Genomic DNA, 17,910 nt, shown 5'->3' with positions numbered 1-17,910 from the left:
TTTCCCCAGCCCGATTGGTCGCGTCCCCCGCTAACACGTCGAACTCTGCCGATTACACGTCGACCGACTGCTCCAGCCAGCAGCCGGCCTCTCCCATCGGATATCGGTGCAATTCATCCGACAACACCGATCCACCACAAAAAAGTGCATCACCCGCCGTACCGGCCCCTGTTCCTCGCGCGCCAATATCCGCTCTCCAAACTCGTGTCGCCCGAACTCCTCGTCTCGATGCAGGGCATACCGCACTGCCTACTCCTACCCGCCCCGTCCACCGCCGCAAATTACTTCGCATACCTTATCATAAAACCGAAAGCAGAAAGTAAGGCGCACGCCATCACCGAAAGCCAGCTGTAACACCGGGCCCAGACCGAATCGATGCGCAAGCCGCCTCATCTCCCCGCCTTCTGCATAGCGCACTTATCAGGACATGATCGCTTCTCGTAGCGATCCCCGGACCGACCCGTTCCCGCTCGTCGCGCGCTACGAATCGCGTCCGTGCCCGCTCCGACCGCTTCCGTACACTCGAAATCGCGCCATGCGGCGCCGGCGGCGTGCATCTTGCGTACGGCCGCGCCTGACGGGAGCCTTGCATGTTGTCCATCGACGGAATGGGTTTGGGGTTGAACTGGCAGCGTTTCCTGTCGCAGACGCTGGACCCCGACCTCGCCCCGAAACCGCCGCGCAATGCGGACGGTACGTCCAACGACGGCCCGAACAACGGCCCGGCCAATCCGGTCACCCCGACCACCACGCCGCCGATCCCGGTGCAGGCCGATCTCGGCACCGATCCGTCCAAGCCGACCAACCCCGAAATCGCGTCGGCCACCGCCCTGCTCCAGAGCATGGCCGATCAATATCGCGTGGCGCCGCCCGAGATCACGGTCGACAACGACACGACGCGCGCCGTCCAAGGTGTGATCCAGGACGCGCAGACCAGGTACGACAACGCGCAGCAGGCGCTGCAAGGCGCGCAGGGCGTGCTGCGGATGACGAACCGCGACCCCGACGCGACGCCCGACGAGCGCAAGGCCGCACGCGACAACTACGCGAAGGCGCACGATGCGGCCGACACCGCGCAACGCGAGCTCGACGTGACGACCGACGCCGGCTACCGGATCCTGTACGGCGAGCAGGCGAAAGCCGACCAGTACAGCGCCGACCCGACGAACGACAAAATCGAGGGGCCCGCGCAACAGCAGGCCGATGCGAAGCTCGCCGCGCTGCAAAAGCTGTTCCCCGACCAGACGAAGGCGAATCCGAACTTCGTCCCGCAGCAGGGCGATTGCAAGACGCCCGCCCAGGTCCAGGCCTACGACGACTGGCAATCGGCGACCTCGAGCGCGGTAACGGCTCAGGCGAAGTACTGGGCAGACGTCAGCAATGCGAATCTCGCCTACAAGCAGTTCCAGTCGTACATGGCCGATCCCGCGTACAAGGACGCGATCGACACCGGCGTCGGCAAGCTGAACGATGCGCTCGCACCGCTGCAGTTGCAGGTCGATCTGCCCGATCCGCCGCCGGCCGATGCGAACGGCAACGTCGACATGCACGCCGTTCAGGCCGATATCGCGCAGGCCGCGAAGATCGCCAATTACTCGAACGCGGCCTATGCGGCGTCGCTCGACGCGCAGCAGGTCACGACGCTGCAGCAGAAGTACGATGCCGACAGCGCGTGCCTGATCGGCTCGACGCCCGGCGCGGCGAAAGACGACAAGGCCGCGCTCGATCGCGCGACCACGCAGGCGAACACGAGCGGCAGCTACATGCAGATGCTCGGCGCGCAGTTGAGCGTCGACGACTTGCAAGGCAAGTACGACGCCGCGAAATCGGCGTCCGACGACTGGCATACCGCGAATCCGCACTCGCTCGATCCGCATCCGACCGTCGATACCGACCTCGCCGCCGCGTCCGATGCGCTCGCGCAGGCGAAGCAGAAGGCCAGCCTCGCGCACGACGGATTCGTCGTCGCGTACGGTCAGACGCTCGCGCAGCAGTACGACGACGCCGGCGCGCAAATCGATGCGCAGCTCAAGCCGAAGGTGCCGTTCGTGCTGCAGAACCCGACGCCGACGCTGTCGACGAATCCGCCGCCGTCCGCAACGCCGCCGTCCCCGTCGGCGCAACCGTCGCCGTCGCTGAGCACGTCGGTGCCGAGCACATCGAGCACCTCGAGCACGCCCACGCCGTCGACGACGCAGACGCCGACGTCGTCGCTGAGCACGTCGACGCCGCCCAGCGCACTGTCGACGTCGCTGCCGCCCACGACGCTGTTCACGAATCCATCGTTCGTGCTGCAGCCGCCCGGCTCGAACACGTCCGTGCCGACCACCGCGACCGGCCAGACCGCGCTCGACGCAAAAAAACTCCATGTCGTCGCGGGCGCGCTGCGTGCGGCCGACGGCCGGCTGTCCAACACGTTCAACGACGCGGCCGCGAAATTCCAGCTCGCGAACGCGAAGACGCAGCAAGGCGTGCTGAAGGGCAAGCTCGCCGACATGCAGAAAACCTACGACGACTGGTACGCGAACAACCCGACGCCGGTGCGCGTGCGCGAAGTGAACGGCGACGAGATTCCGATGCGCACGCCGCTGCGTCCGAATCCGTACCAGAGCCAGCTCGACCAGGCGCGCAACGCCCTGCAACAAGCCGACGCGACCGTCAACAAGCTGCAGTTGCTGACCGAGATGTCGCATCAGCAGGTGCTGCTCGACCAGTTCGATGCGAGCCTCGCCGAGAACCTGCGCAATCCGCAGAGTCAGGATGACAAGGATGCCTATTCGAAGGCGCTCGACGGCTTCTTCCGCGCGCACCAGGGCGAACTGTCGCAATCGCTGCTCGATCAAGCCGGGGCGAGCACGAACAAGGCCGCGACGATCCATTTCGGCAAGCTGACCGACAACGAGCAGCGCAACCTGATCGGCACCGCGATCGGGCTGCCGCCCGACGTGCAACCTTCGTCGGATACGGGCACGCCCACCGCGCCCGTCAACGACGACACGGTGCGCTACACCGACAAGGACAAGCTCGACACGATCGACAAGGTGCGCGGCGAAATCCTGAAGCTCGGCGGCGGCAGCGGCACGCAGGTCAACGTCCTGCCGCTGATCTATTCGGACAAGACGGCCGGCATGGTGACGAGCGCACTCTTCAAGGTCACCGACAGCAAGGGCCACGTCCAGTACGTCGACGACACGTCCGCGCATTACGACAATGTCGGCGACTACCTCGACAACAACCAGCTTGCGTCGAGCGGCACGCTCGATCTCGTGACCGGCTACGACGACAACGGTCACGCGCAGTTCCAGCAGAAGGCCGCGCATCACGACGACTGGTTCGACAGCGCGCTGAACACGCTGACCGGCGGCAAGGTGAACCTGGGGATGATGGGTCTCGGGCTGCTGATGGAAGGCGCCGGCGTGCTGCTCGACGCCACCGGCGTCGGCGCGTTCGCCGGCGGCGCGCTGAACTTCGCGGGCGCGGTGATGATGGACACGGCGATCGGTTCGAGCATGACGAAATCCGCGCTCGATATCGGCTCGCGCCTGGAACACAACCAGAGCGTCAATCCGTTCACCGACGCCGGCGCGCGCGGCGACTGGCTCAACCTCGTGCCGATGGGGGCGGCCGGCGCGGCGAAGTTCGCGGGCTCGGAAGTGTTCGGCAAGACGATCACCGCACTCACCGGCTCGGCGAAGGCCGCGCGAGTGACCACGGCGATCGTGCGCGGCACGTCGCTCGCCACGGGCATCGGCGCCGCGGGCGAAACCTTCGGCGAAGCCTATGTCGATTTCAAGAACGGGAACAGCGAGAAGGGCTGGGAGGATCTCAAGTCCGGCTTCACGAACGTCGCGCTGATGGGCGCGGGCGGCGTGCGGGACCGCGTGGTCAACGCGACGGTTCGCGTCACGGGCCGGCCGGTGGTCGCCCGTTCAGCGGGTGGCGAACGCATCTCGATCGACGGACAGCAACTGCAGAAGATACTGACCAGGAACGAGCCGTCGCAACTGGCGTTCGGTGCGACGCGCGCATCGCTCGACGGCGTCGACGTCAAGGTCGCGAAGGACGGCACGCTGATGGCGGGCGACAAGGTACTCACGTACGACAACATGCCCGTGCGCGTGCTCGACTCGCTCAACAACAAGGATCTGAACAACCTGCCGCGCGGGACGTCGGTGATCCTCGGCGAGAACGGCGAACTGAGCATCGTCAAGCTGACCGGCAAGACCTGGACCGAAGGCACGAAGATCGATTCGGTCACGGAAACGGGCGACCGGCTGTCGTTCGGCAGCGACGGCGAAATCGTTGCGCCGTCGAAGCTCGTCGCGAAAACGCCCGCCCCGGCGCGCAGCGACCCGCGACAGCCGGCAAGCGACGCGGCCCCGCCGGCCGACAGCGCGCCGAGAACCACGCCGGCCGACGAAGCCGCGGCGCGTGCCACCGAAGCGAACGACACGGCCACCGCGACCACGACCGCCAGCGCACGCAACGCGCAGCACACGAGCGAAGCACGGACCACGCGCGACGAGGAGCAGCAGGAAACGCGCGCGTCCGATTCGCACGTCGCCGCGCAGAATCGCCGCAGCAGCGACCTGCGCGCGGAGAACGATCCGGCCGTCGCGCGGGCGCCCGGCGCACCCGGCGCGGGCGCGCTCGAAGAGCCGGCCAGCGTCGCGCCGCGCACGCCGGTCCGCGTGATCGACCTGACCGACGCCGACCCGGCCTCCCGGCCCGCGACGCTCGACCCGGCCGGCGTGTCGGTGCCGCGCGGCCCGTCCGTCGAAGCGCTCGATTACGGCGAACATACGCTCTTCATCGTGCGCAACGGCGAGGATCCGGCAGCCGCCACGCCCGAGGCTGCGCGGCCGCGCGCGGCGGGCGCGCTGCCCGCCGACGTCACGGAGCCGATCGTCGTCATCGCCGATGCGGCCGACGCGCACGTCGCGCCCGAACTCGCGAACCGCTGGCAGCGGCCGGTATTCGCGGCCGCGCCGGACGCGCTGCATACGGACGGCACGTTGCGCGCCGACGCGCCGCTCACGCGCTACCTGCCCGCCCCCGACGCAGCGGCGGCAGGCGGCCGCGTCGTCGGCACGAACGCGCAGGCGGCGCACGTCGATGCGGCGGGCGTCGTCGAGGCCGATCCGCCCGCGGCGAATCCGGAAGTGCCCGCCGCGCGCCGCGCGCCACCGCCCGCGAACGACGATACCGTCGTCGTGCTCGCAACGGCCAGGCGCCACGTCGCCGATCCCGAAACGCACGCCGCCCTGCCGCAGCCGCCCGCTCGCGGCGCGCGTGCGCTGGATGGCGCATTCAGTGCGCCGAATCGGATCGTGGTGCTCGTCAAGCCGGCCGAACGATCCGCGTCGCAAGCGGCGAACGACGCGCGCGACGCATCCCGGCCGCCGAAGCCGGTCCGCGACGCACGGGCCGACGACCACGCGCTCCCGGCCGCCGCACACCCGGAAACTACCGAAGCACCGCCGGACCCTGCGCTTGCCGGCCCGGGCCTGTTCACGCGGCTGCAAATGCGTTTCGGCGGCGCGCCGCTACCGGACGCGGTCCACGCGCTCGCGCAGCAATCGGACACGCTCACGCAGCAGTTGCGGATGCTGAGCGATGCCGGCTGGCGCGTGAGCCTCGGCAAGCGCGGCGGCGGCAGCCGGATCGACCCGAAGCGACGCCGCGTGACGATCGATGGCGGACTGCACGATTCGGGCAGCATCACCTACACGCTCGCGCACGAGGCCAAGCACGCGGTCGAGGCGATCGACGGCACGCTGGATTCGCTCGACTACAGCGGCCGCAGCCGCTTCACGCGCAAGGCGCTCGAAGCCGAAGCGCGCGCGCAGATCAACGCGTTCGAGGCGCGCTACGAAATCGATCTCGCGGGCGGCAGCGACATCGCGGCGAACACGACGCTGCCCGACGCGCTCCAGCACGAGGCCGACCGCTGGACGCCGTCGAGCGACTATGCGGGCACGGTCGCACGGCTTGCCGACGCGTTCGCCGACGCACCGGTGTCAGGCCGGCGCGGCGAGACGTATCAGGCGTTCTACGACGGCATCTGGGACAAGCAGAAACGCGACGGTGGCGCCCCGCGCCGGATGCCGGCGCCGCACACGACCGAATCGGCCGGCGGCGGCGCGCACCTGCCGCGCACGCTCGAGGAACAGGTGCAGTGGAGCCTCGCGCACGCGGAGGCGATCTCGCCGTTCGCCGAACGCGGGCGCAACGAGCCGCGACAGATGACGCTGCGGTTCCTGGACGAACGCTCGTCGTCGGGAATCGACGAACCGGTGACGATCGTTCGCGGCCGAACCGATGCCACTGGCCAGCTGCTCGACGCACATGGCCGCCCCGCACGGCACGTCGACTTTTCGATCGCACACTTCCTCGCCGGCACGTCGACCAGCGCCGGCAGCGGCTACGCGCTGGTCCTGGCCGCCGACAACGGCCACGCCGCCGCGGCATGGCTCACGAACACTTGGCAACGGCCAGTCTACGTGCCGGACGGCGGCACCATCCGCGCGTTCGACGCGGCCATGGGCGACCCGGGCAGCATGCGCACGCAGGCGCGATTCGATTACGCACCCACATGGACTCGCTATGCGCCATCGCCGCGCGAGCGAATCGACTACGGCGAACTCGCCGTCGACGCGAACGGCCTGCACGTCGCGGGCGACCCGTCGCGGCGGCTGGACCCGCAAGCGCTGATCGGTCCGTTCCTCGGAGCCGGCATCGAGAAGAGCGTGTTCGAACTCGGCAAGCGCAACGCGATCGGCCTGTACGACGTCGATCCCGCGCGGCCGCGCGACGGCCAACTCGCGAATCATTACGACGCGCTCGACACCGAACGCAACGGACTCGACCTGCTGCGCCGCTACGGCATGCGCACGTTGACCATCGACGGCCCGTTCTCGGTCGGCAACCGGATCGGGATCCTCTACCATCCGCTCGCCGAACTCAGCAGCCGCGCCGTCTCGCTCGGCGCGTTGCCGTCACGTGTCACGCACGAATCGATGCGACAGCTCGCGGCGATGCGCGAGATCGTCGAGCGCGATGGTCTGGTGTTCGATTTCCAGGGGCTGTTCGACGCGCACGGCGACTTCTACTTCAGCGACCCGGCCACCGTATTCCGCACGGACGACCGCGAGGAAATCGACGCCACGCTCGAGGAAATCGACAACGTCATCGCGCCGCTCGAACGCGGCATCGACAACGGCAGCATCGCGCTCGCACATCCCGCGATCGCCGAATCGCTGCCGGAAGGCGCATTCGTCCAGAAGCCGTCGCTCTTCACGCGCATCCGGATGTGGTTCGGCGGCGCGCCGCTGCCCGATGCCGCCTATGCGCTCGCCGACCGGTCGAGCCTGCTCGCCGACCAGATGCGGCTGCTGAAGTCGGATGGCTGGCAGATCGTGTGGGGCCGCGCGGGACGCGGCAGCCGCACCGACGTCGACCAACGCCGGATCGTGATCGACGGCGGCCTGCGCGGCACCGGCACGCTCGTCTATACGCTCGCGCACGAAGCCGGCCACGCGGCCGACGTGTCGAACGACCGGCTCGGCCTCGACACCAGCAGCCCGGAAGCGTACGTGCAAAGCACGCTGCTCGCCGAAGCGCGCGCACAAGCCAACGCGTTCGCGGTGCGCAAGCAGATCCTCGAATCGACCGGCGTCGACATCGCCGAGCACGCGGTGCTTCCCGAAGAGATCGCGCGCGAAGCCGATCATGTGATGCCGGGCGACGAAGCCGGCCTCGCACGCCTCGCCGACGCATTCGGCAATGCTCCCGTATCGGGCCGCGACGGCGAGCGCTACGGTGCGTTCTATGGCCGTGCGTGGGACCGGCAGCAACAGTCGGGCAGCGCATCGCCGAGCATGCCCGCACCGCACACGACCGAATCGTCCGGCGCCGGCGGCGGCGCACGGTTGCCGCGCACGCTCGACGAACAGGCGCAGTGGAGCCTCGCGCACGCGGACCGTGCGTCGCCGTTTCCGCGCCGCTGGTTCGGCGGCGGCTCGCCGAAACTGTCCTTCTCGCGCAACGGTCCGGTCTCCTATGCGAACGGGGAGCCGCTGACGCTCGTCCACGCGCGGACCGATGCGGCCGGCGGCCTGCTCGACGCACGCGGCCGCCCCGCCACGCCCGTCGACTATTCGATCGATCATCGCCATGCGTTCACGCCCGCGCGGGCCGGCGCCCCCATCGTCCTCGCAGGCGAAGGCGGCGCGGCGCACGCCGCGTGGCTCGCGAATCTTTGGCAACGCACGATCTACGTGCCCGACAGTGGCACGGTCCGCACGCTCGGCGAGCCGCGCAGCGACGGCACGCAGCGCATGCAGTTCGGCGGCCCGGGCGCGTGGACGCGCTACACGCCGTCGCCGCGCGAACGGATCGATGCGGGCGCGCTCGCCGTCGACGAGCACGGGCTGCACGTCGCCGGCGATCCGTCGCGGCGCGTCGATCCCGACGCGCTGCTCGGCCCGTTCCTCGGCGCGGGCACCGCGAAGGCGGTATTCGAACTCGGCAAACGCAATGCGATCGGCGTGTTCGACGCCAGCGGCGACAAGGCGCGCACGATGCTCGCCCACGAAAAACGCGGGCTCGACCAGTTGACGCAGCTCGGCATGCGCACGGTCACGGTCGACGGGCCGTTTACCTACCACGGACGCGTCGCGGTGCTGTACAGCCCGCTGGCCGAGCTCGGCAGCCTCGACGTGATGCACGGCATCCTGCCGAAACGCGTGACGCGCGAATCGATGCGGCAGCTCGCCGCGATGCGCGAGCTTGCCACGCGGCACGGCCTGTCGTTCGATTTCGAAGGCCTGTTCGATGCGAGCGGCGAGTTCTACTTCAGCGACCCTTCCGTCCTGATCCCGCATCCGGACCCGGCGACCAACCGCACGCCCGGGATGATCGATGCCGTCATCCAGCCGCTCGAACGCGGCATCGCGAGCGGCCACGTCGAACTCGCGCACCCGGTGATCAGCGAGTCGCTGCCGGACGGCGCGTTCGTCCAGAAGCCGTCGCTCTTCACGCGCATCCGGATGTGGTTCGGCGGCGCGCCGCTGCCCGATGCCGCCTATGCGCTGGCCGACCGGTCGAGCCTGCTCGCCGATCAGTTGCGGCTGCTGAATCCCGGCCGCTGGGAGATCGTGCAGGGCCGCGCCGGCGCGGGCAGCAAGGTCGATGCCGAACAGCGCCGGATCGTGATCGACGGCGGCCTGCGCAGCGCCGGCACGATCGTCTACGTGCTCGCACACGAGGTCGGGCACGCGGTCGACGTGGCGACGAACCGGCTCGACCTCGACACCAGCAGCCCCGATGCGTACGCGGAAAGCGCGCTGCGCGCCGAGGCGCGCGCGCAAGCCAACGCATTCGCGGTGCGCAAGCAAATCCTCGCATCGACCGGCATCGACATCGCCGAGCACGCGGTGCTCCCCGACGAAATCGCGCGCGAAGCCGACCACGTGATGCCGGGCGACGCCGCGGGCCTCGCGCGCCTCGCCGACGCGTTCGGCAACGCGCGGACCTCGCTGCCCGGCAACCCCGTCTACCGTGCGCTGTATCGCGCGCAGGCCGAGCAGGCGCTGCGCGACGGCGAAGCCGGGCGAACCGGTACGGCACCGCGGACGATGCCGTCGATGATGATGTGGCCGGTGCCGGACCCGTCGTCGTTCCTGCCGGCCGCCCCCGCGCGCACGCCCGAAGCGCGCGCGGCCGACTGGCTCGATGCGCACGGCAAACGCGACCTGAAGCGGATCGACGGCACGCAGTTGGCCGACATCCGCGACCTCGCGCAATACGCAGGCCCCAACGCCCACGTGCTGATCGCGAAGCATGTCGACCGGCCGGCGGACGACGGCACGCATCCGCAACCCGAGTTCGTCGCGAGCCTGACCACCGATGCCCACGGCCAGCCCGGTCAGGTCGAATCGGCCGACCCCGGCGGCACGCCGTCGCACGCGTTGCGCGACGCGCTCTATCCGGGCACGCGCCCACGCAAGCGCAGCGGCAGCGAAACGCCGCATGAAGCACGCGCGAAATTCGACTTCTACCTGTCGCCGGTGTCGCTCGACGAGCTGCGGCAATTCGGCGGCGCGGCGAAAGTCGAAGCCGTCGATTCGAAGCGCGTGTGGCATGCCGAGCCTTCCGGCGACGCGCCTGCGCAGGACGTCGTCGAGCAGATCGGCGAACTCGCCGCTGCACCGCAATTCAAGCGTCCCAAGGCGGCCGCGAAGGCCGCGGACGGCAGCACGACGATCTTCGCGGTAGACAGGAAGACCGGCAAGGTGCTCGGCTACGCCGTGCCCAAGCAAGATGGCAGCGGCTGGACCTATCACGAGAAAACCTCGGTCGGCGACGCGTCGATCGGCGAGCAGGATCTCGGCGCCGCCTTCCGTCGCCGCGCACGCGGCCTGCCCGACGGCCGGCGCGGCGTCGTGTTCGTGCCGTCCTCGCTACCGGAATCGGCGGTGTCCCGCTATGGCGGCTTCGAGCCGGCCGAGCGGGCGTTGCCGATCGCCGAGCAAAAGCCACCGTCGATGAAAACGAGCGACCGCGTGCAGCGCCGGCTCGGCAAGATCCAGTCGAGAGGCAAGCCGCCGGCCGGCGCGACGCCGCTCGCCAATCGATGGGTCGCGCCGAACCTGCTGCCGAAATCGGCCGACGACGTGCACGATTTCAGCGGCGCGAATACGCTGCATCTGCGGCGCGTGATCGATCTCGGCCAGGTCGGCCCCGAATACTTCATCTACGTCTACGGCACGGAAGGCGCGTTGATCGACACGCTGCACCAGCCGGACGGCATCCTCGCGACCCGCGACGGCACGCTGCAATGGTTCGACGATGCCGCGCATTTCGCCGACAAGAGCAAGCCCGGCGTCGACCTCGACAAGACGAAGATCGGCGGCGGTCCGGACGGCTCGGACCGGCACTTTCTCGTGACGCGGCTCGACCCGGCGGAATTCGACGCACGCACGCAGCCGACGCAGGTCGCGGCCTATGCGCTGAAACAAGCGGAACTCGACAAGCAGTTGCGGAAGGCCGCGGCGGAATCGTCCGCTCCGTTCGGCGAACTGGAGAGCCGCATCGCGGCCGAACTGACGGCCGCGAAGAACCGGCAGGCCATACTTGCCGGCGATCCGGCGTCCGGCACTGCGTCCGCCAGCCCGTCCGCGAAGCCGAAAAAGCCTGCGCGCGGCAAGGGCAAAAAAGGCAAGCAGAATGCGCCGGCGGCACCCGCCCCGGCCGCGTCGCCCGCGCCGCAGGCCGCGCCGGCCGGCAAACCGTTCAGCATCAAGACCTATCAGCCCGGCCTGACGAGCGCGACGGTCGCCGAATGGATCCTTCGCTTCGGCAAGGCGAAGGTCGACCACTGGTTTCCCGAGCACGAGCGCGTGAAGGCGTTCGCGGGCCGCACCGGCAAACCGCTCGATCTCGGCACCACGCGCCAGGTCATGATGGCCGACAGCGTGATGATGAAGACGCTCGGCATCCCGTTGCGGCTCGCGCGCGACGCGTCGAGCATGCCGTGGCGCGGCCCGCTGTCGCGGCCCGACCATGCGGCGAACGTGGTGTCGCGCCATGCGAAGCGCGCGATCACCTATCTGTCGATCGCGCGGGCCGCGGACCGGCATGCGCTGCAGGCCTATGCCCGCGCGAAACCCGAGATCCAGGATCGCCTCGCGCTGATGGCGCGCGGCTTCACGTTGCGCGACGATCCCGCCGAGATGCTCGCACTCGTGAAACGCTACGGCGGTGCGATGCCGGTGGTGTCGGTCGCGGTCGATCCGTATTCGCTGGCCGCCGCGCTCGGCCGCAAACACGACCCCGCCTTCATCCGCCGCGTGCGCGAACTCGGCAAGCTCGACAACGCGCAGTTCGACGAAGCGAACGCGCGAATCGACATCGACGGCACGGGCCGCCACCTCGAACTCGACGACCTCGGCCACCTGTACAAATGGCTCGATGCGGCGTCCGAAGGCGGCTTCGTGCTGCGTCTCGAAACCGCGCCGTCGCGCGCGCTCGTGTCGGCCGAAGACCAGCGCACGCTGGCGGGCACCAACGATGCGTACCACGACTACGTGCGCACGTTCGACGCGCTCGAAACGTGGGCGCGGGAGCACACCGGCGCGACCGCGCCGCATGTGATGGTGACGTTCCACGGCTGGGACGCCGTGCTCGAACCGGCGCCGGGCGACGGCCACCTGAAGCTCGTCGAGGCCGTGCTCGAGCGCAAGGAACTCGACTGGGTTCATCTCGGGCTGTCGTATGCGACGCACGGCTCGGACTTCGTCGCGAACCAGGACCTGACCGCCGCACTCGCCCGCAAGCTCGTCGAATACAAGCTGCACGCGCCCGACAAGCTCGCACGCCTGCACGGCGCCGACGCGCTCACGCGCGTGTTCGAACGGGTCGGCGCGCAGACGCTCGCGAACCAGCATCAGGTGCTGTTCGCCGAAGTCGAACGCGTCGGTCTTGCGAATGGGCTGAAGCCCGACCAGCTCGCGCAACTGCGCGCCGATCTCTACGAGGGGCACACGACCGCGCTGATGGACCGCGCACGGCAGGCAACGATCACTTATGCGAAGGAGAACTACTGGAATACCGCCGATCCCGCCAACCGGGCCGAGGAGCGCGCACGCGATGCCGGCGATCGCTGGCTGAGCCGGTACGGCAGGCCCGATACCGCACGCAAGATCGACGCGCATGCGAACCCGAATGCATCGAGCACCGCGTTCTGGCGCGCGGTGGCCGCCGATCCGAAGCTCGCGATCGACGAGACCAAGCCCGTCATCGTGAACCGCGACATCGCCGCGCAGCCGAGCCACCAGCGCGGCAACCCGCAGGAGGCCGCGCTCGCGCAGCTCAACGCGCTGCGCGTCCACCGGCCGTCGTTCGGCAAGCGCGACTGGGCGTGGTCGCTGGGCTTCGGCGGCACGGTGGCCGGCGCCAGCTCGCTCGTGGCGCTCAACGTGTTCAACGGCATGACGGTGATGAGCTCGGATGCGCTGACGCACGCGAACACCGCGCTGTTCGTCGGCGCGCGCGCGGGCCGCGTATTCGGTGCGATGCACCAGGGTGCGGTGCAGAGCCTGCAGAGCGGCGATCCGCGCGCGGTGCACGACGTGCTCGATCGCCTGCAGCGCTCGCTCGCGCAGCAGCTGACCGCGCCGGTGCACGGCTACAACCCGGCGCGGCTCGAACAGCTGGACCTGCTCACGAACGAAACGCGCGTGAAGGCGAGCCACTTCGTCGAAATGCATCGGCAGGGGCTCATCGGCTTCGACGATGCGGCCGCGCAGATCAAGGAATTGTCGGCCGACCTGCTCGCGAACATGCAGGGCATGGTCGGCGGCACGTCGCTCACGCAGCTGCATCACGGCAATTCCCGCCGGTTCCTCGGCCTCGTCGGGCGCGGCAGCGCGATCGTCGGCTATTCCGGGACGATCGCCGTCGGCGTGCACGGGCTCATGACCGCGCCGACCGTCGCGGGTGCGCTGACGACCGCGAGCGCGGGGCTCGCCGCGACCTATTCGGGCCTCGTCTACGCGGTCAGCGCGCACCGCGTGAACGCGGACAAGCGCAGCCGCGTCGTGCGCCTGATCGATTCGACGTCGGATTTCGTCGGCGTCGCGAGCGGCATCGCGGGCACGATCGCGCAATACGACAAAGGGCACTACGGGCTCGCGGCAACGGCCGCGACGTCGACGGCGATGCTGCTCGGCGCGCGCCTGAACACCCATTTCCCGAACGCGACGCGCTGGGTCAAAAAATACCCGACCGCGCTCATCCTCGTGCCGATCGGAATCTGGGGTTTCACGCAACTGCAGAGCCTGTTCTTCGGCCCGCCGTCGGGCGGCTCGGGATCGTCGCCGCACAAGCCGCAGTCGACGCCGGCCTCGCCGCCGCCGTCATCACACCAGCCGCCGCAGCCGACCGCCGGCACGCCGACGACCGGCCTCGCGCCGGGCACGACCGCCACGCAACCACCCGGGACCGGCACGACGGGCAATACGGCGCCCGCGCAGCCCTCCGCGCCGCCGTCGCAGGCCGCGCAGCCGTACATCGTCGTGGCCGGAGATTCGCTGTGGGTGATCGCCGACGCGCATCGCCAGTCGCTGCTGGACGCGGCGCACGTGTCGCCGGACGACCGCAAGGCGATGACGCGCGACCAGCAGGATGCACGCGCGCTGAACGAGATCTTGCAGCTGAATCCGGGCCTGGCGTCGGCGCCGAACGTGCTGCGTGTCGGGCAGTCGATCAACGTCGGCTGATGCGCGCCGGCCCGTCGCTCAGCCGCTCCACGCGGACGACCGGATCACGCTGCAGAAGTTGCCCGCACGGAAATGCGGATCCTTGTCCGCGAGCACGTCGGCCTTCACGTTGCCGAACGTCGTGTCGGGCTTGTGCTTGATGCCGTCGTAGAACGCCTGAATGATGTCCTCCTTGAAATGCGGCGTGCGCGGATGCGCGCGCACGACCGCTTCCCGCTCGCTATCGCTGTATTCCGGATAAGCGAGGCCTAGCACGTCCATCTCGACGCCCGCCGTGACTAGCGCGACGACCGGATGCATGTGCTGCGGGATGCCAGGCGTGGTGTGCAAGGCGATCGCGGTCCACACGACATCGATGTCCTGTTGGGAAATCCCGTTGCCCTTCAGAAAATCGCGCGCGGCGTTCGCGCCGTCCACTTCGAAGCGCTCGCAAGCGCTGCTGTGCCGGTGCGTCAGTCCCATGTCATGGAACATGCAGCCGCAATAGAGCAGTTCGGGATCGTACTCGAGCCCGCGCCGCCGGCCCGCCAGCGCCGCGAAATAGAACACGCGGCTCGAATGGTGGAACAGCAGCTCGGACTCGGTATCGCGCACGAGCTCGGTGATCTCGCGCGTCAAACGCGTATCGGGAAGGGTGATGCCGGCAACGTTCACAGTCATGATCGACCTCCATGGAAGACATCCTCGATTTTCCGGATTCCGACCGATGTCTCCAATGGACGTATCACGCCTGATCCTGCCATTTCGCGCGACGAACGGACACGGCGCCTGCACGGCGCAAGAAGCGCCCCTATACTGCTGCGCATCACGTTCGATACCACATGCAATCGATCATGCCGAAGGTCGTGGGTATTTTCGCCGTTCCGGGTGTTCAACTGCTCGACGTCTCCGCGCCGCTCGACGTGTTCGCGCAAGCAAACACCGAGTGCGGCAAGCCGTTCTACACGTTGCGGGTCATCGCGAGCGGGCCCGGGCCGATCTGCAGTTCGTCCGGCGCACGGGTGCTGCCCGACTGGATCGCGCCTGATATCCCGGAGCGCCTCGACACGCTGCTGGTCGCCGGCGCGCCGCACGTCGGCCAGATCGTATTGCGCACCGACGTCCTCGCGTGGCTGCGCTCGGCGGCCGTGCAAAGCAGGCGCTACGGCTCGATCTGCACCGGCGCGTTCCTCCTCGCGGCCACCGGCCTGCTGAAAGGGCGCCACCTGACCACGCACTGGGCCGCCGCCGATGCACTCGCTAACGCATATCCGTCCGTCACCGTCGACGCCGACGCACTGTACGTACGCGACGGCAAGCTGCGCACCGGCGCCGGCGTCACGGCCGGGCTCGATCTCGCGCTCGCGCTGGTCGAGGAGGATCTCGGCCGCGAGATCGCGCGGCGCGTCGCCGCGCAACTGGTGATGTTCTTCAAGCGCCCGGGCGGGCAGCTCCAGTTCAGCCGCAAGGGCGAGGCGCGCCCCGTCGGGCGTTCGGTGCTGCAGGAAGTCCAGCGCTGGATCGCCGCCCATCCGGAACTCGAGCATTCGGTGGCCGAGATGGCGAAGCATGCGGGCATGAGCCCGCGCCATTTCGCGCGACTGTTCCGCGCGGAAGTCGGCATGACGCCGGCCGCATGGGTCGAGGCGACCCGCATCTCGGCCGCCCGCCAGCTACTCGAGAACGGCCACGACACGCCGAAGCAGGTCGCGGCGAAATGCGGCTTCGCGAACGTCGATACGCTCAGGCGAGCGTTCACCCGGCACGTCGGCATCACCCCGGCCGAATACCGGAAGCGGCAAGCGACCCTGACTGCGTGATGCGAAAAGCACGACACCGGCGGCCTCGCCAAAATTAATTCGGAATGCGATTCAACTGTTCAGTCCGCTGGCGCTGCACCGATCGGCCCTGTTGCTCGCGCAGGCCACGCGCCTGCCCCGGCACGCCCGCAATCTTCAGAGGAAATCGCATGCCGCGCGAATCGTTTACCCAGTTGCAATAATGATTCGCTGCAACGCATATTTCCGACCGGTAACGCGATCGTTACGATGCAATCAACCGCTGAACGCCACGAGCGAAGCGCGAAATCAACAGAACCGGAGGTCACCATGAAGTCGTTCATCACCACTGTCGTCGCCGCAACCGCACTGTCCGCATCGTATGGCGCATTCGCCCAATCGAACCCGTCGGGCCAGTTGACGCGCGCCCAGGTGCGTGCGGAACTCGTCCAGCTCGAACAAGCCGGCTACAAGCCCGAAGTCTCCGATCAGTACTACCCGCGTGCGCTGCAGACCGCGCAGGCCCGCGTGACGAACGCCGATGAAGCCGGCTACGGCGCGCAGGCAGCCGCGGGCGCGCGTGCCGGCCGCGCGATCGCGGTCAAGCAGGAAGGCCGCGACTCGATCTATTTCGGCCAGTAAGCCGGATACGCGCCGGCATATTTCCCGCGTATTCCGATACGCACGCCGTACACGCGACACCCCGCTCCCGTTCATCGGGGCGGGGTGTTCGTTTTCCGGCCGTCCGCGCCCTTTGCCGCTCGCGTGCCGCGCGGCGCCGTTCACGCAAGCATCCGGTGTTTGCGCATAGAATGGCCGCGTGGTCGGTGTCGGCCAGAACGCGAGCGAGCGGTATCGCGACGCCCGCCGGTCGGCCCGATGTCGCACTCGGCGCATTTTTCGAAAAGGAGCGGTTTCATGTCTCAAACATCCGGTTCCATGATCACGTTTCGCCGTCCGGACGGCCAGGAACTGCAGGGCTATCTCGCCACGCCGGCACGGACCGAAGGCGCGCCCGCGGTTGTCGTCATCCAGGAATGGTGGGGGCTGAACGACCAGATCCGCGGCGTCGCGGATCGCCTCGCGCGCTGCGGCTATTTCGCGCTCGTGCCCGACCTGTATCGCGGCAAGTCGACGGTCGAGGAGGAAGAAGCGCATCACCTGATGACCGGCCTCGATTTCGGCGACGCCGCGTCGCAGGACATTCCGGGCGCGGTCGCGCACCTGAAGACGCTGGCGCCGCGCGTCGCGGTGACGGGCTTCTGCATGGGCGGCGCCCTCACGCTGCTGTCGCTGCAACATGCCGAAGCGGACGCCGGCGTCACGTGGTACGGCCTTCCGCCGCTCGACTACCTCGATCCGGCCAAGCTCAAGGTGCCGCTGATGGGTCACTGGGGCACGCAGGATGCGTTCTTCAAGATCGACCAGGTCGACGCACTGGAAAAGAAGCTCACCGATGCGAAGGTCGGCTTCGAATTCCATCGCTATCTCGCGCACCATGCATTCGCGAACGAAACGGCCGTCGGCCCCGGTCGCATCGCCGGCACGCAGTTCGATCCGGTGTGGTCGCAAATGGCGTGGGACCGCACGCTCACGTTCTTCGGCCGGACGCTTTGGACGAAGCCGGCGTAACGTAACGCCGCTCCCCGCGCGGCGACGGTGCAAAAGAACACGCCACGGATTTACGTCCGTGGCGTGTTCGTTTTCGCAACCGTTCGGTTCGGTGGACGGACGCGGCTCTGCCGCTCCTGCCGTGCGTTGCGCTTAGCCGTTCGTCGCCGTTGCCGACGCAGGCGCCTTGTCGTAATCGACCGGCGCATCCGGCGCGCGCGGCGCTTCGCCCGCGCGCTGGATCCAGCCCCCGCCCAGTG

General features: G+C 68.7%; 5 protein-coding genes. 4 read left to right on the top strand and 1 reads right to left on the bottom strand.

The annotated features are described in order from the left end of the window. Nucleotides 1-590: 590 nt before the first annotated feature. Nucleotides 591-14,282, top strand: a complete 13,692-nt coding sequence (locus WT53_RS28785; RefSeq protein ID WP_034208822.1) for an LWXIA domain-containing protein — start codon at nucleotides 591-593, stop codon at nucleotides 14,280-14,282. 18 nt (nucleotides 14,283-14,300) lie between these two features. Here WT53_RS28785 and WT53_RS28780 read toward each other — a convergent pair whose 3' ends face one another. After that, on the bottom strand, nucleotides 14,301-14,942 hold the full coding sequence (locus tag WT53_RS28780) for an HD domain-containing protein (RefSeq protein WP_034208823.1): 642 nt from the start codon (nucleotides 14,940-14,942) through the stop codon (nucleotides 14,301-14,303). Between the two features lie 173 nt (nucleotides 14,943-15,115). On the opposite strand from WT53_RS28780, the gene WT53_RS28775 reads away from it, so the two are divergent. From WT53_RS28775 to WT53_RS28765, 3 genes are all read left to right on the top strand, one after another. Then, nucleotides 15,116-16,081, top strand: a complete 966-nt coding sequence (locus WT53_RS28775; RefSeq protein WP_034209443.1) for a GlxA family transcriptional regulator — start codon at nucleotides 15,116-15,118, stop codon at nucleotides 16,079-16,081. A 288-nt stretch (nucleotides 16,082-16,369) separates the two neighbouring features. Next, entirely contained in the window at nucleotides 16,370-16,681 is a 312-nt protein-coding gene (locus WT53_RS28770) for a DUF4148 domain-containing protein (RefSeq protein ID WP_034208824.1), read from the top strand. A 276-nt stretch (nucleotides 16,682-16,957) separates the two neighbouring features. Beyond that, nucleotides 16,958-17,671: a dienelactone hydrolase family protein gene (locus WT53_RS28765; protein ID WP_034208825.1), complete on the top strand. Its 714-nt coding sequence runs from the start codon at nucleotides 16,958-16,960 to the stop codon at nucleotides 17,669-17,671. Nucleotides 17,672-17,910 lie beyond the last annotated feature (239 nt).

The sequence above is a fragment of the Burkholderia sp. MSMB2157WGS genome, from assembly GCF_001532755.1.
Classification (GTDB): Bacteria; Pseudomonadota; Gammaproteobacteria; order Burkholderiales; family Burkholderiaceae; genus Burkholderia.
This window is presented reverse-complemented; position numbering and strand designations above follow the sequence as displayed.